Annotated in this window: 20 protein-coding genes and 1 pseudogene; 14 read left to right on the top strand and 7 right to left on the bottom strand. The window is 60.9% G+C overall.

Annotated features, from left to right (window positions below; translation table 11 throughout):
- Window positions 1-84 precede the first annotated feature (84 nt).
- The 5 genes and pseudogenes from phnC to DV706_RS05180 all read right to left on the bottom strand — a co-directional run bounded on the left by phnC (window position 85) and on the right by DV706_RS05180 (window position 5,262).
- On the bottom strand, window positions 85-906 hold the full coding sequence (gene phnC / locus DV706_RS05195) for a phosphonate ABC transporter ATP-binding protein (RefSeq protein WP_006066181.1): 822 nt from the start codon (window positions 904-906) through the stop codon (window positions 85-87).
- Window positions 907-975: 69 nt separating this feature from the next.
- A complete protein-coding gene (gene phnE, locus DV706_RS22470; protein ID WP_049889797.1) occupies window positions 976-1,809 on the bottom strand; it encodes a phosphonate ABC transporter, permease protein PhnE in 834 nt (277 codons plus the stop codon).
- A 57-nt stretch (window positions 1,810-1,866) separates the two neighbouring features.
- Window positions 1,867-2,616 (bottom strand): annotated as a pseudogene (gene phnE / locus DV706_RS22465) (phosphonate ABC transporter, permease protein PhnE); the annotation flags it as partial.
- 120 nt (window positions 2,617-2,736) lie between these two features.
- A complete protein-coding gene (gene phnD / locus DV706_RS05185) occupies window positions 2,737-3,810 on the bottom strand; it encodes a phosphate/phosphite/phosphonate ABC transporter substrate-binding protein (RefSeq protein WP_006066183.1) in 1,074 nt (357 codons plus the stop codon).
- 456 nt (window positions 3,811-4,266) lie between these two features.
- Window positions 4,267-5,262, bottom strand: a complete 996-nt coding sequence (locus DV706_RS05180; RefSeq protein WP_006066184.1) for a phosphate uptake regulator PhoU — start codon at window positions 5,260-5,262, stop codon at window positions 4,267-4,269.
- Window positions 5,263-5,672: 410 nt separating this feature from the next.
- Between DV706_RS05180 and DV706_RS05175 the strand changes: the two genes are divergently transcribed.
- From DV706_RS05175 to ppk1, 7 genes are all read left to right on the top strand, one after another.
- The gene (locus DV706_RS05175; RefSeq protein ID WP_136350811.1) at window positions 5,673-6,704 is read left to right on the top strand and encodes a PstS family phosphate ABC transporter substrate-binding protein; all 1,032 of its coding nucleotides are present in this window, start codon (window positions 5,673-5,675) and stop codon (window positions 6,702-6,704) included.
- 15 nt (window positions 6,705-6,719) lie between these two features.
- On the top strand, window positions 6,720-7,721 hold the full coding sequence (gene pstC, locus DV706_RS05170) for a phosphate ABC transporter permease subunit PstC (RefSeq protein ID WP_006066185.1): 1,002 nt from the start codon (window positions 6,720-6,722) through the stop codon (window positions 7,719-7,721).
- A complete protein-coding gene (gene pstA / locus DV706_RS05165) occupies window positions 7,718-8,617 on the top strand; it encodes a phosphate ABC transporter permease PstA (protein ID WP_006066186.1) in 900 nt (299 codons plus the stop codon). The genes pstC and pstA overlap by 4 nt, the downstream gene beginning before the upstream one ends.
- A 1-nt stretch (window position 8,618) precedes the next feature.
- On the top strand, window positions 8,619-9,455 hold the full coding sequence (gene pstB / locus DV706_RS05160) for a phosphate ABC transporter ATP-binding protein PstB (RefSeq protein ID WP_006066187.1): 837 nt from the start codon (window positions 8,619-8,621) through the stop codon (window positions 9,453-9,455).
- A gap of 2 nt (window positions 9,456-9,457) precedes the next feature.
- Entirely contained in the window at window positions 9,458-10,135 is a 678-nt protein-coding gene (gene phoU, locus DV706_RS05155) for a phosphate signaling complex protein PhoU (RefSeq protein WP_136350810.1), read from the top strand.
- Between the two features lies 1 nt (window position 10,136).
- The gene (locus DV706_RS05150) at window positions 10,137-11,141 is read left to right on the top strand and encodes a phosphate signaling complex PhoU family protein (protein ID WP_006066190.1); all 1,005 of its coding nucleotides are present in this window, start codon (window positions 10,137-10,139) and stop codon (window positions 11,139-11,141) included.
- 155 nt (window positions 11,142-11,296) lie between these two features.
- Window positions 11,297-14,083, top strand: a complete 2,787-nt coding sequence (gene ppk1 / locus DV706_RS05145) for a polyphosphate kinase 1 (protein WP_006066191.1) — start codon at window positions 11,297-11,299, stop codon at window positions 14,081-14,083.
- 26 nt (window positions 14,084-14,109) lie between these two features.
- On the opposite strand, the gene DV706_RS05140 is transcribed toward ppk1, so the two are convergent.
- Window positions 14,110-14,850, bottom strand: coding sequence for a DUF7260 family protein (locus DV706_RS05140; RefSeq protein WP_006066192.1), 741 nt, complete (start codon window positions 14,848-14,850; stop codon window positions 14,110-14,112).
- 361 nt (window positions 14,851-15,211) lie between these two features.
- Here DV706_RS05140 and DV706_RS05135 point away from each other — a divergent pair, with 361 nt between their 5' ends.
- The 7 genes from DV706_RS05135 (at window position 15,212) to DV706_RS05105 (ending at window position 19,117) form a co-directional block, all read left to right on the top strand.
- Entirely contained in the window at window positions 15,212-15,439 is a 228-nt protein-coding gene (locus tag DV706_RS05135) for a DUF7511 domain-containing protein (protein ID WP_006066193.1), read from the top strand.
- Window positions 15,440-15,551: 112 nt separating this feature from the next.
- Window positions 15,552-15,986: a cupredoxin domain-containing protein gene (locus DV706_RS05130; protein WP_006066194.1), complete on the top strand. Its 435-nt coding sequence runs from the start codon at window positions 15,552-15,554 to the stop codon at window positions 15,984-15,986.
- Between the two features lie 149 nt (window positions 15,987-16,135).
- The gene (locus DV706_RS05125) at window positions 16,136-17,368 is read left to right on the top strand and encodes a translation initiation factor IF-2 subunit gamma (RefSeq protein WP_006066195.1); all 1,233 of its coding nucleotides are present in this window, start codon (window positions 16,136-16,138) and stop codon (window positions 17,366-17,368) included.
- A gap of 14 nt (window positions 17,369-17,382) precedes the next feature.
- Complete coding sequence (locus DV706_RS05120) at window positions 17,383-17,775, top strand: PIN domain-containing protein (RefSeq protein ID WP_006066196.1); 393 nt, start codon at window positions 17,383-17,385, stop codon at window positions 17,773-17,775.
- Window positions 17,776-18,345 carry a DNA-directed RNA polymerase gene (locus tag DV706_RS05115; RefSeq protein WP_006066197.1) on the top strand — a complete coding sequence of 190 codons (570 nt, stop codon included), beginning with the start codon at window positions 17,776-17,778 and terminating at the stop codon, window positions 18,343-18,345.
- A gap of 2 nt (window positions 18,346-18,347) precedes the next feature.
- A complete protein-coding gene (spt4, locus tag DV706_RS05110) occupies window positions 18,348-18,545 on the top strand; it encodes a transcription elongation factor subunit Spt4 (protein WP_006066198.1) in 198 nt (65 codons plus the stop codon).
- 2 nt (window positions 18,546-18,547) lie between these two features.
- Window positions 18,548-19,117 (top strand): GTP-dependent dephospho-CoA kinase family protein, encoded by a 570-nt coding sequence (locus DV706_RS05105; protein WP_006066199.1) that lies wholly within the window; start codon window positions 18,548-18,550, stop codon window positions 19,115-19,117.
- A gap of 14 nt (window positions 19,118-19,131) precedes the next feature.
- Here the strand turns inward: DV706_RS05105 and DV706_RS05100 are convergent, their stop codons facing one another.
- Window positions 19,132-20,517 (bottom strand): cryptochrome/photolyase family protein, encoded by a 1,386-nt coding sequence (locus DV706_RS05100; protein ID WP_006066200.1) that lies wholly within the window; start codon window positions 20,515-20,517, stop codon window positions 19,132-19,134.
- Between the last annotated feature and the right edge of the window lies 1 nt (window position 20,518).

The raw sequence follows: 20,518 nt of genomic DNA, 5'->3' as shown, positions 1-20,518 counted from the left end.
TCGAGTGACGGAGAGATGATTCGGGCGAGTCCGATGAGGGTACCGCTTTTGGACGTAGTGCCGGGATGAACGTCCCGTCGGCCGTTAGCCGTTTTTCGTCAGCAGTTCATCTTGACTGAGCTGATTGTCAGCTGACTCGCCTGTTGACCGAGACGCTCCGACGCTGTCGGTCGCGCCCTGATACACCCGCGTTTTCGCCGCCTCATCGAGCTCGGCAGGTGGTCCATCGAAGACGAGACTGCCGTCTGAAAGACCGAGAATCCGATCCGCGAACTCCTCTGCCAGATGGACTTCGTGGATGTTGATCACGACTGGAACATCGGTATCGACCGCGATTTCGGCCAGGAGTTCCATCACCGCGTGTGAGGTTTCCGGATCGAGGCTGCTCGTCGGTTCGTCGACAAGCAACAGTTTCGGTCGCTGGAGCACTGCTCGTGCGATCCCGACACGTTGGCGTTGGCCACCCGAGAGCGCGTCGACACGCTTGTTCTCGTAGCCACGAAGACCGACGCGCTCGAGGGTCTCGTAGGCGTGTTCAATAGCATCAGGGGGGAATTTCCGCCGGAGCGACTGCCAAAAGCCAACGTAGCCGAGCCGCCCTGAGAGGACGTTCTCCATGACGGTCAGACGCTCGACGAGTCCGTACTCCTGAAACACCATTCCGATGTTCCGACGCTCTCGCTGAAGTTCCGGCTTCGAGAGTGCGGTGAGTTCGACGTCGTCAAGCCAGACGTCACCGCTGGTCGGTTCAACCAGTCGGTTGATACACCTGATGAACGTACTCTTGCCGGCACCGCTCGGCCCAATCATCGCGACGACCTCGGTTCCATCGAGTGTGACAGACACGTCGTCCAGCGCGCGGTCACCAGTCTGATACACCTTCTCCAAGTTTTTTGTTTCTAACATTGTTTATTTGCAAGCGTTGTGTTCGAAAGGCGATACAGTGTCCTCGTTGCGTGGGCTACCGACTGATCGTCACATCACCTTTTTTCGTGCGTACGCAGAGACGACTTCGCTGAAGAGAACGATACCGAGGATTGCGATCAGGATCGTCATCGCGTTTGCCCACTGGAACTGGTTTATTTGTGACATGAGCAGGCTACCGATCCCACCACCACCAACGAATCCGATCACGGTCGATGCACGAACGTTCGAGTCCCATCGGTACGTCGCGATGCCGATAAACGCCGGCTTCACTTGCGGAACAATGGCATACACAGCTGTTTCGAGGCGACTCGCCCCAGTCGCGGTCATCGCCTCGACTTGGGTCATATCGATCTCTTCGATGGCCTCTGCGAGGAGTTTCCCGATGAACCCAACCGACCGGATACCGATAGCGACGACGCCCGCAAGCGCGCCGGGTCCGAGCAGCAAAACGAGCACGAGGACCCAGATAATGACGTTCACAGAGCGCGTCGTGGTGACGATCAATTTCCCGAGTGTGTACGTAACTCTGTTTGGCGTTGTTGTATCGGCCGCGATAAGCGCCGTCGGGATCGACAGGGCGATTGCGAGCACGGTTCCGAGGATGGCGATATGCAATGATGTCAACAGCGGATCAACCATCTCCGCGACGATCCCAGTCGACGGCGGCCACATTCGGGTCCAGAGGTCGTATAGCTCTGCGGGAGCGGTTCGAACAACGCCGATGCCCATCTCGAGATGACGCCAGGAGATGACGATGACACCAGCGACAAGGGCAACGGAACCGTACCGCAGTAGCTGTTGGCCTCTCGTAAACCGATTCCAGGTGCGCCTGCCGGCATCTCTCGTGGGAGTTGTCTCTACACCCGCAGCTCCAGTCGCGATTCGCTTTCGGGCTACGGCACTCACAGCTTCGCCTAACAAAACCAGCGCGATGATGACCAGGATGATCGCAGCCGAGAAGTCGTACTCGAAGCGGTCGAATGATGCGACCAGTGTCTGGCCGATCCCACCCGCACCGACGATGCCAACGATGGCACTGCTTCGAAGGTTGATATCCCAGCGGTAGATCGAGAGCGCGACGAATCGCTGTGTGATCTGCGGAACGACGGCGTAAAAGTACGTCTGGAATCGGCCCGCACCCGTCGCCTCGATCGCCTCGAGCTGTGTCGGATCAATATCTTCAATCTCCTCGGCAAGCAGTTTCCCAAAGAAACCGACGGTCTTGATCATCAGCGTGATGATCCCGGCCAGCGGGCCGAACCCAACGGCTTTGACGACGATAATCGCGATTATCAGCGCGTGAAACGCGCGTGAAGTCGCGATAATAGTCCGGCCAATCCAGAACACTCGCTCGGAGACGAGGTTTCTCGACCCGAGGATGGCGACTGGAACGGAGAGGATAATACCACCGATAGTCGCGATGACGGCCATTGCGAGGGTTTCCAGAATATCACGCCAGATCATTTCTCGCCTTTCAGGCGTGAAGTCAGGCGGCCACGCGTTAGCCATCAGCTGACTGGACTGCTCGAGTCCGACGAGAAGACGGCCGGGAGTGATGCGGATCTCCCAGTAACTCCACGCCGCAAACAGCACGATCAGTAGATAGACAGTCCACTTCACATATTCGTTGTAGAATATCGTGGGACGATCCCAATCGGTCGGAGACGACGCCTCTGTATCCGTTTTCATTTGTGTCTTGAGGGGGGCTGAATTTGCTGCTGTGTGTTGAGTCGGTCGCTGTTCAGGTCGGATGGAACGTCGAGAGACGTTTACGCGAATGCCTGCCGAGAAACAGTGGCGAAGACTGTGCTATAGGTCACCGATGTTGTACTCGATATCGTTCGCTTCGTGAATCTGCAGGACTGGATGGTGGTGCGTAGCGTAGTCGAACTCGATAAACTCGTTTTGCTCGGTCTGGGTTTCGATCGATGTCCCGGAGTAATCGTACTCGAGGTGGGCGGCTTTGATTCCCTCGACAAGGTCGGGGTGAAGCCGATAGTGATAACAGGACGGTTGGGAGGCAAACGGTGGACTCATCCAAATACACCGAAGTCGTGTCGGATCGAAGTTCCCCGACGTAACGAAGTCACCGTACGAACTACTCGCGATCATCCCCGCGTCGTAGTCGCCGATGTCAACGCCACGGACGCTGTTGTTGTGATCACCGGAAAACTGAATCTCGTAGTCTTCGCCGGGGATAATTCCTTCCTCGGGCATCAGTGCCATCGGTGCAAGATGGCCCGAGTTCGAGGTGTCATGGGCGTGCGCGACGACCTTGCCACGCAAATCATCCAGTTCGGTAATCTCTTCGTTGTCTCGCTGGGCACAGACCCACAGCCGATAGCCGAACGTCCCCTCTTTGACCAACATCCCGAACGGGACGGCTCCGGCAATATTGACGGCGTAGGGAACCGTCCCCGCACTGAACGTCGAGAGATGCAGTCTGTCGGACCGCATTGCCTCTACTTGCGCTGCACTGCTATCGAGGACGGTGAAATCGACATTACGGCCGGTTTCGGCTTCGATGTTCTCGACGAGTGGATCCATCGCGTCGGCGTAAATCGTCGCGGCCGACTCCCCCGATCCGAACGCGAAGTTGATCGTATCCGGGTCGAGATACGAATCGCTTGATCCAAGCTCCATTACCGGGTTGCCGTAGTGGGGTTGGTCACGGGGCTCGAAGTTCGCGAGTGCCTGTTCGTCCCCTTCGTTGAAGCCGTGATCAAACAGGACATCGGTCGGTTGTGGAAGCGTCTCGTGAGGATTGTCTGTATCGAAGTCCTGAAATTCGATAGCGTTGCTGCTGCCTGCCCCTCCGTTTCCGTCGTCGCTATCGGAGACACAGCCCGCAAGAGATGCGATCCCAAACGCGCCACCAGCCATAACAAATCGCCGCCGCGAGAGCGGTACAGTATCTGAATTGACGTTTTTGTCCATTGTACAATCATCCCTGCTGCCGTTCCAAAAGTGAAGGTTGCTATGAGATGGATAGACAGCCACGTGTTTCGACGTCTCTCTCGGGAGAAATCCGGAGAAAAATGTACGGCTCATACGCTTGTTAGAGTACTGACTGTCCGCGGTGTCCGAGCGGTTTCGTGGACAGGATTCCGTTGAACTCCAAGATTGATTCGCTTGTGAACTACCCCCGCCTACTCACTCGTGGTGGCAGGTTATCGTCTACAAACTCGGATTCCTCATTCGTTTCAGAAAGCCGCCTCAATAACCGCTGCTATCACGCGGTTTCTCTCTTAGCTAAAAGCGAGACGTGATCGAAAAGCGGGACAACCGTAGGTTCAGTTGCTATCGCGGACGTCCATCTGAACCGAATTAATCGAACGTCTACGGCCGTGGTGCTGCCTTCTGCAGCGCCGTCTCGGCGATATTGCCGCCGTAGTCGGCGCTTCGGGAGAGCGAGTCGAGGATCAGCCCCAGCGACTGGGCCTGTACGGGGTCGAGTTCACGGAGCATATCGTCGATGGTTCGGGTGTGCTCGTCGATATCCAGCACCGACTCGAGGGCGTCGTGGCTCAGGTCGGTCGCCTCGGCGCTGTCGTCGGCGAACAGCGCATCGAGGGATTTTTCGAGGATCGTCGCCGTATCGGCGTGGAGTTCGAGCAACGCGTCGGCGACGTCTTCGGGAACGTCGCCGAGTTTGCGCGCGAGTTGGCTGATCTTGACGGCGTGGTCGGCGACCCGCTCGAGCTGGCGGGCACTCGAGTGATAATCGAAACAGTCCTCGCGGGAGACGCCGAGCGACTCCGCGGCCCGTGGCGAGCGCAGCGTCGCCCGGAAGATCCGCGAGACGACGAGCCAGAGTCGGTCGACGTCGTCGTCGCGTTCGACCACGTCGATGGCGCGTTCGTCGTCGTTCTCCACGAGCGCGTGGATGGCGTCCTCGAGCATCGAGGTCGCGATCAGGCGCATTCGCGTAACGGCGTTGACGATCGACAGCTCCGAGGAGTCCAGCAGGTCCTGGACGACGACGCAGTCGGCCGACTCCTCGACGACTTCGACGCCGATCAGCCCCTGAATCGCACTGCGGATCGCCCGCCGTTGTGCCGTTGTGATCCGGCCGGCCTCGAGGCGGATGATATCGAACCCGCTGACGTACATCGTCAGGACGGCACGAGTGAGTTGCTCGTCCTCGAGAGTGGAGACATCGAGGTGGCCTTCTTGATGGTCGGTCTCACGTTGTGGCGTGACGAGCAACATATCGTCTTCAGCATAGATTTCGACGGTTGCACCACTGCTAATATCGTTATCGATGGCCCACGTCTTCGGAAGTGAGACGGTGTACGTCGAGCCACCGGTCACCTGGACCTTGCGTGTCTCCATAGGGCGCGGTTTCGATGGCAGGAATATAAATCTACTCGAATCTATAGAGCCATTTCCAGAGGGTGCTATTAGCGGCTCAAAAAGGTGTAGAAGCTGGTATTGTGGATGGAGGCAAATATAGATATATGGTGTAATTAGTAGTATCTCATAGTACTATATATTACTGTATGGGCGTGGCTAGTGAGCCGTCAAATTCACCGAGACATCGATAAAAACGGCTTCTGAGACGGTTCGAAGTGGTTGTTGAATCGGACTCGAGCAGTTCAAACCGGCCTATCAGACGTTCTATTTGCCGTTCTCTGGCGATACCAGTTGGTCTATAGTTGTATACATAGAAATATATTGATGTATGGGACGAGATATATAGATATTAGCACTCTCTTTATATGACTGCCCCAATCGATCGGGTGATGACGGACAACACGTCCGAGGGTGACCTGACCGGGTTTGCATCGCGACGAACATTCCTCGCCGGCGCTAGCATGGCGGGGCTGACCGCAATCGCGGGCTGTATGGGCGGTGATGATAGCGATCTGTCCGGAACGATCGATGCCTCCGGATCGAACACGGTCGCACCGATCACCTCGTGGGCCGGCGAGAACTTCGAAAACGAGTTCTCGGGCGTCTTGGTCGACGTCGCACCAGAAGGAACCGGAGCCGGCTTTCAGGAGTTCTGCCGGGCCAACTCCGATTATCAGAGCGCAAGTCGACAGATCACCGACGACGAGATCGAACTCTGTGACGAAAATGACGTCGACTACGGCTTCCTCGAGGTCGGCCTCGACGGGCTCTCGGTCGTGAAAAACTCCGAGAACGACTGGGTCGACGAGATTACGCTCGAGGAACTCCAGCGCGTCTGGGAGTTCGAGGCGACCGGCGAAGTCACGCTCTGGAGCGACGTTCGTGACGAGTGGCCCGACGAGGAGATGCAACTCCACGCCCGTGACAGCGCCTCAGGAACGTTCGATTACTTCACGCGCGAGATCAACGGCGAGATCGGGAACATCCGAGACGACTATTCGGCGACCAGCCAGACTAACGAGATCATGGCCGCAGTCGCGGACAACGAACACGGCTTCGGCTGGGGTGGACTGGGCTATCTGCGCGAGATCGAAGACGATGAGCCGATCGAAGCCGTTCCGGTTGAAAGCGACGCCGACGGTGAGTTCTACGTTCCGACGCAGGAAAACATCGAAGAAGGGCTCTACTCGCCACTCGCCCGTCCGCTGTTCGCCTTCGTCAACCTCGCGAGCCTCGAGGAACGAACCGATCTCATCGGCTCGTTCGCCCGCTTTTACACCAACGATGCCCAAGAGTTCGCCCGCGATGAGGGCTTCTATGCCGCCCCGGACGAGGTGACCGAAGAGAACCACGAGAAGATCGACGAGTGGCTCGAGGAGGTCGGCTCGTCGCCTGACGACCTCACCGTACAGCGCGCATAAGCCTCGAGACATCCAATGAGCACCGAATCACACCACGAGTCAGGGGCTGGGATCAGCGGCGATGGACCCGTGCAGGCCGACAACGAGGCCAACCGTCGTGCTCGCCGAATCCTGTTTGGCTGTGCGACGATCACAGTCCTGACCACGCTTGCGATCTTTTTCGTCCTGATCGACAACGCGGCGAGTTACTTCTTCGGCGCGAAGTTGACCGAGATGCTCATGGGAGCAAGCCCCGAGCAGACGGTGACGTTCACCGAGTTCTTCACCGGAACGCGGTGGGCACCCGACCACGCGACGCCGGCTCACGGCGCGATCCCGATCATCTTCGGGACTCTCGCGATCACGGTCGGCGCGGCGTTCGTCTCGATCCCGATCGGGACGGCGACCGCGATCTATCTCTCGGAGTACGCTCCCGACAGCGTCCGCTCGAAACTCAAACCGACACTCGAAATTCTCGCCGGGATCCCAACGATCGTGTACGGCTACTTCGCGATTGCCTTCATCAACCCGGTTCTCGTCGCCCCGATCGCGTCCGCGCTGTTCGGCATCAACATGGGCCGATACAGCCTACTCTCGGGAATGTTGGTCGTCGGCATCATGACGATCCCGATGGTCTCCTCGATCAGCGAGGACGCCATGTCGGCCGTCCCGGACGAGCTCAGAAACGGCGCCTACGCCCTCGGCGCGACGAAGTTCAACGTCTCGACGCGGATCGTGCTTCCGGCGTCGATCTCGGGCGTCTTCGCGTCGTACATCCTCGCCGTCTCTCGAGCGATCGGTGAGACGATGGCGGTCACCCTCGCGGCCGGGTTCACCGCGAACCTCACCGCCAACCCCTTCAACGAGATCATGACGATGACGGCGTACATGGTGAAGATGGCACGCGGGACGACCGCGGTGGGCACCGTCGAGTATCAGTCGCTGTTCGCCGTCGGCTTACTGCTGTTCGTCATGACACTCACGATGAATCTGCTTAACGACTGGTTCAAACGCCGCTTCCAGGAGGAGTACCGATGAGTACCGAAACCGACACCGATCTGTTCAGCGACATCGACCTCGGCTGGGAGCACCTGAAGAACCGACTCTTCCTCTGGGTCATCTTCGCCGCGTCGATGTTCGGCGTCGTCATGCTCGCACTCCTGCTGTTCGACGTCGCCACCGACTTCTACGTCGGCCTGACCGAGTACAACATCAGTCTGGTCGATTTCTTTACCCGGGACGGCTCCCGACGTGAGGAACTCTCTGGGTTCAGAGGAGCGATCGTCGCCTCGATCATGCTGATGGTCCTCGTCACGATCCTGTCGTTTTTCGTCGGCGTCGGCTCGGCGATCTACCTAGAGGAGTACGCCCCAGACAACCGAATCACCCGCCTCATCGAGGCGAACCTGGCGAACCTCGCGGGTGTCCCGTCGATCGTCTACGGCTTGCTCGGACTGGCGGCGTTCGTCAACGGGATCGGGATGGGCCCGATCCTGCTCGCCGGATCCATCGCCCTTGCCTTGCTCGTCATGCCGATCATTATCGTCTCCGCACAGGAGGCGCTGCGGTCGGTCCCCGACGGCGTCCGTAACGGCTCGTACGCGACGGGAGCGACGAAGTGGCAGACGATCCGGCGGGTCGTCCTGCCCGCGGCGATCCCCGGGATCATGACGGGAACGATTCTCGCACTCGCACGCGCGATCGGAGAGACGGCCCCGCTGATCATGGTCGGGGCGGTCTTCATCAACCGGATGCCCTACGGGCCGTTCGACCGCTTCAGCGCGATGCCGACGACGATCTACAACTGGGCGAACGAACCGAGCCAGCACTTCATCCACCTCGCTGCGGTCGGCATCGTCGTGTTGCTCACGTTCCTGTTCGTGATGAACGCGGTCGCGATGTACATCCGACACAAGTACGAGACGGAGGTATAACATGTCCACGAAAGACACAGATCAATCGCTGATCACGACCGACGTACAGACCGGAGCCAGAGACCGAACCGACCGCTCACACGACACCGTCGTGAAAGCCCGAAATCTCGACGTCTACTACGGCGACGAGCAGGCGATTTCAGACGTCTCGATGGCGATCCCCGAACACGAGGTCACCGCGATTATCGGCCCCTCGGGCTGTGGGAAGTCGACGTTCCTGCGCTCGATCAACCGGATGAACGACCAGATCGACGTCTGTCGCGTCGACGGCGATCTCTCCTTTCACGGGAAGAACGTCTACGACGAGGACGTCGACCCCGTCGCCTTGCGCCGAAAGGTTGGGCAGGTCTTCCAGAAACCGAACCCCTTCCCCAAGTCGATCTACGACAACGTCGCCTACGGGCTGCGTATCCAGGGGAAAGACGACGAGGTCGATCTCGACGACGCCGTCGAGCGCGCCCTTCGCGGGGCAGCTCTGTGGGACGAAGTCAAGGACAAACTCGACTCCTCGGGACTCGATCTCTCCGGCGGCCAACAGCAGCGCCTGTGTATCGCCCGCGCGATCGCACCCGACCCAGAGGTCATCCTGATGGACGAACCGACCTCGGCGCTCGACCCCGTCGCGGCCTCGAAGATCGAGGACCTGATCGACGAACTCGTCGAAGAGTACACGGTCATCATCGTCACCCACAACATGCAACAGGCCGCCCGGATCTCCGATCAAACCGCCGTCTTCCTCACCGGCGGCGAACTCGTCGAGTTCGACGAGACGGCAAACATCTTCGAAGACCCCGACGACGACCGTGTCGAGGACTACATCACCGGCAAGTTCGGATAACCATGGCACGAACCGACTACCAACAGCAACTCGAGCAACTGCGCGAGGACGTCCTCGAGATGAGCGCCCTCGTCTGCCAGCGGCTTCGCCGGGCGCTCGAAGCCCTCGAGACCAAAGACACCGACCTCGCCGAGGGGATCATCACGGGCGACCACGAGATCAACCAGCTCTATCTCGATCTCGAGCAGCGATGTATCGAACTGCTCGCCCTGCAACAGCCCGTCGCGGGCGATCTGCGATTCATCGCGGCCTCGTTCAAGATCATCACCGACCTCGAGCGGATCGGCGACCTCGCGGTCAATCTGGCGGAGTACACCAAGCAGGCCGAACGGGAGCGCTACTCCGAGATCGACATCGACTACATCGGGACACAGACCGTCGAAATGGTCGAGATGGCAGTCGAGGCGTACGCAGCCGACGACGCGGCGGCGACCCACGAGATCGCGGCGACCGACGACGAGATCGACACGCTCTGTGAGGGCGCAAGTGAAGTCGTCGTTCGAGACCTCCTCGAGGCCGAGACGACGTCGATCGACGAGCTGACCGATGACGCGCTGCTCGAGGACGTCTCGCGGATGCTGTTGACCATCCGTGATCTCGAGCGGGTGGGCGATCACGCCGTGAACATCGCTGCCCGAACGCTGTACATGGTCGAAAACGACGACGAACTGATCTACTGAGATGAGTCAACGACGCTCGGCCGACGACGCGACCGTTCCCGTCGAACGCAAGCTCCAGCTGACCGGCAACTCCACGTTCGTCGTCTCGCTCCCGAAAGCGTGGGCGACGGCACAGAACCTCGAGTCCGGGATGTCGATGTATCTGTATCCGGCCGACGACCGAGTCGTCGCTGCACCGGAGCGCGTCTCGACGCAGGAGCGGGCGGTGACGATCGACGCACGGTCGGACACCAGCGACGGCGTGGAACGACAGGCTCGAGCGGCGTACGCCGCGGGATACGATCGAATTACCGTCACCGATGTCACGGGTCTCGACGCCGAGCAACGGCGAGCACTCGAGCGGACGGTCAGTCGACTCATCGGCCTCGAGATTCAGGAGATGACCGACGAGCAGATCACGATCGCCGACGTGCTCGATGCAAGCGAGATCTCACTGTCCCAGACGGTCACACAGGCCCGCCAGCTCACACTCGAGCACCACGCTGACGCGGTCGATGCCGTGGTAACGAACGACCACGAGCTGGCACGACAAGTTCAGAGCCGGGAGAGAGACGTCACGCGACTGTTCGCGTTCGTCAGCCGCGGCGTTCACCGCGGCCTCGAGGACGTCCACGAGATCACCCGGCTGGGGACGGACCGAACGACCGCGTTTCGCGAGTATCGGATCGCCCGCCAGCTCGAGCGGATCACGGACCACACGGGGCGAATCGCAGCGGTTGCACAGCGCCAGTCCGGACCGCCGGACGAGGCGCTCGGCGCGCAACTCGAGTCGATCGCAGCCGACACGCGCCGCGTCGTCGAACAGGCACTCGCCGGCGAGCACAGCGCTGCTCTCGAAACGGAGCATACCGTTCGCGACGTGACTGCAGGACTCGACGAACAGCTGTCAGACTGTGCCGATCCTAACATCTATCTGTACGGTTCGGTGCTCGAACAGCTCCGCCAGACGGCCGCCAGCGGAATACGGATCGCCGAGACGACGACGGAGTCGGGACTCGACAACTGAGACGGTTCTCTGGACTCGCTGACCGCCGATCGCGAGTCGCCCGGCTGCGATCGAGCGGAACCAGTATCATATCCAGCTATATGCGCCTATATAGCCGTCCAGAAGGCACATATAAACGGCTTATCCCGTCTTCGTTCACGAATATACTGACCACTGTGACAATCGCCAACCCTGCGTCCGATTCCCCAGCCGATTTCGGTCATCGTCGACTCGACCTCGAGAACTACGACGACGTCTACGTCATTGGCGACGTCCACGGCTGTCTCGAGACCCTCGAGACGTTGCTCTCGAGACTCGAGCTCGGCCCGAACGATCTCGGCATTTTCGTGGGCGATCTGGTTCGGAAGGGGCCGGCAAGCGACGCCGTCCTCGAGCGCGTTCGAACGACCTCACAGCTGCTGTCCGTCCGAGGGAACAACGAACAGAAAGTCCTCGACGGAGATGTCACGCTCGAGTCACTCGATGAGCGCGCCCACGAGTATCTCGAATCGCTCCCGACCGCGATCTCCTGGGACGGTGGTCTCGTCGTCCACGGCGGCGTCGAACCCGGTCGATCGCTGTCGGCACACTCGAACGAGGAGGTGCTCACGATGCGAGCGCCCGGCGGCGACGGCTACGACGGTCCGTTCTGGTTCGAGACGTACGAGGGGCCACCGCGGGTCTTTTTCGGCCACACGGTCCTCGAGGACCCGCTCGAGAGCGAGTGGGCGATCGGGCTCGATACGGGCTGTGTGTACGGCGGCAGCCTCACGGCGTACGACGTCCGCAGAGACCGGTTCATCAGCGTCTCTACGAGCGGCCACAAAGAGCGGTCGGACGAAAAGATCGTCACCCCACCGAACGGGGTCGAGTCGGTGTCCGACACTGACGAGGGTGATGCGTCGGCGATCGATCTCGACGATTCGGCGTACTACCTCAACCGAGAGCTTAGCGAACTCGCCTTCCAGCGCCGTGTCCTACATGAAGTCCTCGACGACGAGCAGCCACTGTTAGAGCGGACGAAGTTCCTCGCAATCCTCACGACGAACATGGATGAGTTCTTCCGCAAGCGGATCGGCGGCCTGAAACAACAGATCGCCGCGGGAATCGCCGAGCAGACACCCGACGGTCGAACACCAACCGAGCAGTGGGAAGCCGCCCTCGAGGAGGCCCAATTGCTGTTCGAACGACAGAGTCGCTGTTATCGGGAAGAGATTCATCCCGCACTCGCGGCGAACGACATCCGAATCGTCGACTACGACACGCTTTCGGCGGCCGAACAGACGCGGCTTTGTGAGCACTTCGAGAGTTCGATTCTGCCGACTCTGACCCCACTGACGTTCGATCCGGCTCACCCGTTCCCGTTCATCTCGAACCAGAGCCTTTCACTTGCTGTCCTGACACGTGAACGCGCCGACGCCGAGGTCACGTTTTCACGAGTGAAGATCCCCCGCAATCAGCGTCGGTTCGTTCAGATCGGCGACGAGACACGATACGTCCCGCTCGAGGACGTCGTTCGGTCGAACCTCGAGTTACTCTTTCCAGACGTCGAAATCGTCGACACGGCGCTGTTTCGGGTAACGCGCAACGCCGAGGTTCGACGCGACGAGGACGTCGCCGAGGACTTGATCGAGATGATCGAAGAGGTGATCGAGGAACGCCGCTTTGCAACTGTCGTTCGCCTCGAGATCGAACGTGACGCGCCGGACGCGATCCGTGACGTTCTCACTCGAGAGCTCGAGCTCGACGACCGGGAGGTGTTCGAGCTGGATGCACCCCTCGAGTACCGGGATCTCCTCGAGCTCACGGCGCTAGAGCGGCCCGAGCTACAGGTGGCCGACTGGACACCACAACCCCACCCACGGCTTGGCGGAGCTGAGGAGACGAACATCTTTGACAGCGTCCGCGAGCAGGACGTGCTCGTCCACCACCCCTATCACGCGTTCGAGGGGACCGTCCAGCGTTTTCTCGAGACGGCAGCGAACGATCCCGACGTGTTGGCGATCAAGGCAGCAATCTACCGGACGGCCAGCGATTCGCAGATCATCGAGAGCCTAATCGAGGCCGCCCAGAACGGCAAGCAGGTCGCCGTCATGGTCGAACTCAAGGCTCGCTTCGACGAGCAGAACAACCTCGAGTGGGCGAACCGTCTCGAGGAGGAAGGGATTCACGTCGCCTACGGCACGGTCGGCTACAAGACCCACACGAAAACGTCACTGGTCGTCCGCAGAGAGGACGACGCCGTCCGCCTCTACTCGCACATCGGGACCGGTAACTACCACTCCGAGACCGCAAAACACTACGAGGACCTCGGCCTGCTGACAGCCAATCGAGATATCGGGCAGGATCTCGTCAGACTCTTTAATTACTTCACCGGCCACTCGATGCACCGCGAGTACCGGAAACTGCTCATCGCGCCGGGGAACATGCGCGAGCGCTTTACCGACCTGATTCGAGCCGAAGCCGAGCGGGCGCGAGCGGGTGAGGACGCCCGAATCGTCGCCAAAATGAACCGCTTGGAGGACCCGGATATCGTCCGCGAACTCTATCGGGCGTCGATGGCCGGCGTCGAGATCGATCTTATCGTGCGTGACATCTGCCGGCTCCGCCCGGGACTCGAGGGCATCAGCGAGACGATCACGGTTCACAGTGTCGTTGGCCGGTTTCTCGAGCACTCTCGAATGTTCTACTTCCGGGACGGTGGCGACGGCCGGTACTACATTGGGTCGGCCGACTGGATGACCCGCAATCTCGACAGCCGCGTCGAGGCGGTGACGCCGATCAACGAGGATCGACTCCAGACCCGGCTCCGGGAGATCCTCGAGACGTTGCTCCAGGATACCACAAACAGGTGGACGATGAATGCGGACGGAAGCTACGATCGGTGCCAGCCGTCGACTGACGACTCGCGTATCAACGCCCACGAGACGTTCATGCAGTCAGCACGAGAACAGCGACAGTGATCGGTTCACAGCTAAAAACCCGATTGCTACGGCGCAGCGGCCAGATATCGCTCGACACGCGAGCAGGCTCGCTGTAGGAGAGTGCCACAGGTCGCAAGCAGGTCGAGTATCGGATACGTACCATCACAGTCTCGGTAGCAGTACTGTTCGAAAAAGCCAACCTCGGCGATGGTGAGTCGCCGACGCCGGCTGATCTGTGCCTGACGCCGTTCGACGAGGTCGTCACAGTCCGTCTGTAAGGACAGAATTCTGTCGCGTGTGAGCCGAAGCGCGTTGAACTCGAGCCGAGCAAGTGGCTGGGCGAGCAGCGATTCGAGGGTCGAAAGGAACGCGGTGACCTCGCGCTCGAATGTCTCGATCGCATCGGCATCGTCGTCGATCGCTTGGAGAAGCTGTGTCCGAACGGTCAGTGCGTGGTCGATCGACTCGAGGAGCCATCGTTTCAGCTCCAGATTCCAGGTGCCCTGTGTGACCGCCGTTGTGACCTCCAAGCCGAGTTCTCCCGCCATGTGTTCCTGCCGGGACTCGCCGTAGACATCATCGTAGTGTGGGACAGCCATCACCGTCTCACGATAGGCGGTTCGGACGGTCGCAAGCGCATCTCGAGTTGGATCGGGTCGGCGCGACGCCGCGCTGAGTGACGCTTGCTGGAGAACCTGTCCGGCTGGCTGGGAGCCAACACTGCGTCGTGGTGGTTCGAGCGGTGTCGCCTCGAGCCGCCGAACACGCCTCCGAAACCGGTCGAACGCCCGTCGTTCGTCTGTCAACTGTGTGCACTCTCGTTCGAGGGCGTCTCGTGCTGACTCGAGCGTGGGGGTAGGCGTCGATAAACACACGGCATCAGCTGTTGGCCACGCAGCCCTCCTAAAGCTCGCTAATAGCTCTGCCGAGAGCTATAGACGGCTGTGTGCGGACCGGTGGGCTATATATTTTGGCTGCCTGACTGCAGCTCACTCGCGGACGACGCGTCGAGCGCGGTTGTGTGTCAAGACGCCGACGACCGCGGGTCGCCCATCTCCGGTTTGGTACTGTCACCCCAGCGTGGATACTGAGTGCTCAATACGCCAACTAGAAGCGGTTTTGATTGTCTCCACCCACGTTAGTGATAGTGTTCGAGGGAATCAATCCATGAGCGGCTCTGCAACCGGCCACGACGACCACTCCGTTCGGAAGCGATTAGCCGCGGCTGCAGCGAGTTCGGAACAGCCACCACCACTCGAGTGCGTCGTCGTCCATTATCAGGACCGGCCCGATCGCTGTACGATCACACCGCGTGAGTGTTCCGAGACGGAACGACTTACCACCTGGCTGTCGGCCGACATCGGCGCCGTCGTTGATCTCGATGCGGTTCGCTGACGGTGCCGGATGCCGTCTGACCGTCGAAACACCCCGCGGGACGCCACGACCGTGGTACGACAGTCGAATATGGACGAACTGTTATCCCCGGTGATTCCATAGAGCGACGTATATGTGGACACGACGGACGGTCGTCGGAGCGGCCTGTGCGACAGCCCTGTTAGCAGGCTGTCTCGAGGGCGACGAAGATGAGGCTGACGAGGAGGAGGACAACGGCTACGATCCGAAACTCGACGAGATCGATGACTACGATCCGGTCGATCGAACCGGTGAGTCGGAGATCGAGATACAGATCTCGCCGGGCAGTGAGCCCGCGTTCGATCCGGATCCTGTTATGGTCGACTCGAATACGGAGGTGACCTGGCGGTGGAGTGATAGTGCCGGCGAGATCGAACCGGTCGAGATGCATAGCCCGTGTCAGTGGTCCGGCAGCGACGGCGGAACCAGCCATTCGTGGACGTTCCCGTTCGAAGGGAAGTACGTGATCGGCTACTCGTCACCCGACGTCGAGGAGGTCACTGGCACCATGTTCGTCGTCGATCCGTAGCACTGATCGGACCAGCGTCCGTCCGCAGACGGTCCTACTGTGCGTGACAGTCGCCGAGATGATGGTAATCACCAGGGCTGAACCGCCCTCAGAACAGTAGGTTTATCAAGCGCACGACGGAACCCTTATCTAAGATTACTCACCGTCTTATGGCAGGAAATCAACAACCGGAGGTGAACATCGGGCTCGTCGGTCACGTCGACCATGGCAAGACCACGCTGGTACAGGCCCTCAGCGGCTCGTGGACTGACCAGCACAGTGAGGAGATGAAACGCGGAATCTCCATCAGGCTTGGCTACGCCGACGCCACGTTCCGCCACTGTGCGGAGCTTGACGAACCCGAATGTTACACCGTCGAAGAGGAGTGTCCGGACGGCTCGCCGAGTGAGCCGCTGCGGACCGTTTCGTTCGTCGACGCCCCAGGTCACGAGACGCTGATGGCAACGATGCTCTCTGGCGCATCGCTGATGGACGGTGCCGTGTTGGTCATCAGTGCCAGCGAATCCGTCCCACAGCCCCAGACCGAAGAGCACCTGATGGCGCTCGACATCATCGGCATCGACAACATCGTCATCGCCCAGAACAAGGTCGACCTCGTCAGCGGCGATCAGGCCCGACAGAACTACGAGGAGATTCAGGAGTTCGTCGAGGGAACCGTTGCCGAAGACGCACCCGTTGTCCCGGTTTCGGCTGGCCAGGAAGTCAACCTCGACCTACTGATGCAGGCGATCGAAGAGGAGATCCCCACACCCGACCGGGATCCCGACGCCGACCCACGGATGCACGTCGCCCGCAGTTTCGACATCAACAAACCGGGAACCACCCACGAAAACCTCGCCGGCGGCGTCCTCGGCGGCAGCCTCGTCCAGGGTGAACTCGAGGTCGACGACGAGATCGAGATCCGTCCCGGCCGCGAAATCGAGGAAGGTGGCCAGACCGAGTACGTCCCGATCGAGACGTCGATTCGCTCGCTGCAGGCTGGCGGCGAGTCCGCGGAGACAGTCACACCGGGTGGCCTCCTCGGCGTCGGCACCGGACTCGACCCCGCACTGACGAAAGGCGACGCCCTCGCCGGTCGACTGGCAGGCCCACCGGGGACGCTGCCGCCGACCTGGCAGGAGTTCACTATGGACGTCGACCTGCTTGATCGTATCGTCGGGGCCGAACACGGCGAGACCGTCGACGAGATCAGCACTGGCGAGCCGCTGATGATGACCGTTGGAACTGCGACGACAGTCGGTGCCGTGACCAGTGCCCGTGAGGGCGAATGCGAGGTCAATCTCAAACGGCCCGTTGCCGCTGAACCAGGCGCAAAGATCGCGATCAACCGCCGCATCGGCGCTCGTTGGCGGCTGATTGGACTCGGAACGCTCAAAGAATAACGACAGCGACGAGCATGACTTCCCCGACGCAGGTCGCCCTCGATACGAGCGCGCTCATGATGCCGGTCGAACTCGACGTTCGACTGTTCGACGAGCTTGACCGAGTGCTCGATGGATACGAACTGATGGCCCCTCAGGCCGTCATCGAAGAGCTCCGTCGACTCTCGGAGAAGGGCGGCTGCGAGGGGACGGCAGCAAACGTCGGTCACGATCTCGCGACCGAGCGCTGTCTCGTCGTCGACACGGACGCATCGTACGCTGACGACGCGCTGGTCGAACTCGCCCGCGAGGGTGTCGTCGACTACGTCGTCACGAACGACCGCCCGCTGGGCGACCGGGTACTCGAAGCGCGTGTACCGGTAATTGCATTACGCGGGAGAAACAAGTTAGCGATCACTCAACCATAGATGTACAAACGGGTCAGACTAAAAGACACGGTAGAAGTACCACCGGAGGAACTCGGCGACGTCTCGCCGGACCTCGTGAAGCGACTGCTGCAGGACAAACTCGAAGGCCGCATGGACGAAGAGGTCGGAAGCGTCGTCTCGGTCACCGAAGTCCACGACATCGGTGAGGGGACGGTGCTGCCCAACCAACCGGGCGTCTACTACGAAGCCGACTTCGACGCCGTCACCTTCGATCCACAGATGCAGGAAGTCGTCGACGGCACCGTCGTCGAAGTCGTCGAGTTCGGCGCTTTCGTCGGCATCGGCCCCGTCGACGGCCTGCTCCACGTCTCACAGATCAGCGACGAGTACCTCGCGTTCGACGGCGAGAACCAGCAACTCGCCTCGAGCGAATCCAACCAAACACTCGGCGTCGAGGACGCCGTCCGCGCTCGTATCGTCACCAAGAGCATCGACGAGCGCAACCCGCGTGACTCGAAGATCGGCCTGACGGCGAAACAGCCCGGTCTCGGCAAACACGGCTGGCTCGAGGAAGAACACGAGAAACGCGAAGCGCCAGCGGGTGAATAACCATGGCCGCTGACCGTCTCGTCTGTCGTGAGTGTCACCGGGTCAACGATCCGGACAACGAAACCTGCGACGCCTGTAACTCCTCGTCGCTGACCGAAGACTGGGCCGGCTACGTCGTCATCGCCCACCCCGAGGAGAGCGAAATCGCGACCGAGATGCAGGTGACCGAACCCGGCGCGTACGCACTGAAGGTCCGGTAGCCGTGCCTGGCGAGGACGACCGTTCGGCGTCCGCCGACAGCGACGAGCAACTGCTAGTTCTTCCCGACGCGCTCCGACATGAACTCAAAGAGCCGATGGGCCCGATCGAAACCGATGCCGACCGGCTGCTCGAGGCCGTCGACGGCCCACTGATCGCCGTCGGCGACGTCGTTACCTATCACTTCCTCGAGGCCGGACGGCCGCCGGATGTCGCCGTCGTCGACGAACGGACCAAACGGGAGGCTGTCGACGAGGAGATCCGCGCGACCGTCACCGAAGAGACAACGCTCGAGGCCACGAACCCGCCTGGCGCGCTCTCTGCGGAGATGATCGAAACGCTTGTCGACGCCTTCGATCGCGAGAAGCCGACGACGATCCTCGTCGACGGCGAGGAGGATCTGGTCGCGCTGCCGGCGATCGTCGCCGCTCCTGAAGGAGCGAGCGTCGTCTACGGCCAGCCCGACGAGGGGATGGTCCACGTGAAAGTCACCGACGACCACCGTGCGGAGATGCGTGCCCTGCTCGAGCGATTTGAGGGCGACACGGAGCGGTTTTGGGACGTGCTCGAGTAGCCCGCCGAACGCCGTCAGTCTCGTTTTCCGAGCGCTCGCTCGAAGACCCGCTGGGCTCGTTCGTAGGCTCCGTTTCGATCGACGATCGGGGCCGGGTAGCCGGGTGCAAGCGCCTGTCGACGCTCACTCGAGAGCGTCGGCCACTCGACGATGTGTTCGGCGGGCACCGACTCGAGTTCGGGGACGTACTCGCGGACGAACGTGGCGTCGGCGTCGTATTTTGCGAGCTGTGCGACCGGGTCGAAGATCCGTACGTCGACGGAGTCGGTGCCCGTCGAGGCGATCCACTGCCAGTTGCCGGCGTTGACTGCTGGGTCGTGATCGAGCAGTCGGTCCCTGAAGTGGGCCGCGCCGCGTCGCCAGTCGATCAGGAGGTGTTTGGTCAGGAAACTCGCGACGACCTGTCGCGGCCGATTGTGAATGTACCCCTCGCACTCGAGTTGGCGCATTCCGGCGTCGACGAGTGGATACCCCGTCTCGCCGCGTTTCCAGGCCGCGAACTCGTCGGCGTCGTTTCGCCAGGCGATCTCGTTCGGTGGATCGTCGTAGTTCTCGGTCTCGAGGGTGGGCGTGTCGGAGAGCAGATGATAGTTGTGTTCGCGCCAGGTGAGTTCGTCGGCGTACTTCTCGACGTTTCGCCGGTCGCGGCCGTCGACTGTCTCGAGGACGTCCGTGACTCGCTGCCAGACTTCCCGAATCCCGATCGCGCCGACGGCCAGATACGGTGAGAGCCGAGAGACGGCCTGTGTCGGCTCGTCGACGGCCCGCGCGAGGTCGTCCCGTGTCTCACGATAGTGGACTATTCCCGACGCACAGAACGACTCGAGACGGGCGCTTGCGGCGTCGTATCCCGCCGTCGGAAGCTCGATGTCCGTCGCGGTCGTCGGGATCGATTCGGTGTCCGTGATGTCGGCGAGCGCGTCGGGGGTGGGTTCGGGTGCCGGCGGTGCGTTCGTGTGTGTCTCCCAGTCGGCAGCGAACTGCGAATACGTCGGATACGACGGCTCGAGGCTGGCGGGATCGACGAGCACCGAATCGACGTGGGACTCGAGTGGGATCTCGAGGGCGGCCTCGACGGCATCGGTCTGCGCTTGGCGGGCGGCGTCGGTGCAGTCGTTGTAGACGAGCCGCTCGACATCGTACTCGCCACTGAGAGCAGTGAGGACATCAGCTGCGGGGCCGTGTCGAACGAGCAGCTCGCGTCCCAACGCGCGATACTGGCGTCTGAGCGCGTCGACGGTGCGCTCGACGAACGCGCGTTTCCGCTCACCCATCTGCTCGGTGACAGCAGGATCGAAGACGTAGACGGGGACGACCGGCCTCTCGTCGGCGTCGGCTGCTGCGGCCAGTCCGCGATTGTCCGCGAGCCGTCGGTCGCGGCGATGCCAGAACAGGATCATA

It is taken from the genome of Natronorubrum bangense (assembly GCF_004799645.1).
Lineage (GTDB): Archaea > Halobacteriota > Halobacteria > Halobacteriales > Natrialbaceae > Natronorubrum > Natronorubrum bangense.
This window is presented reverse-complemented; position numbering and strand designations above follow the sequence as displayed.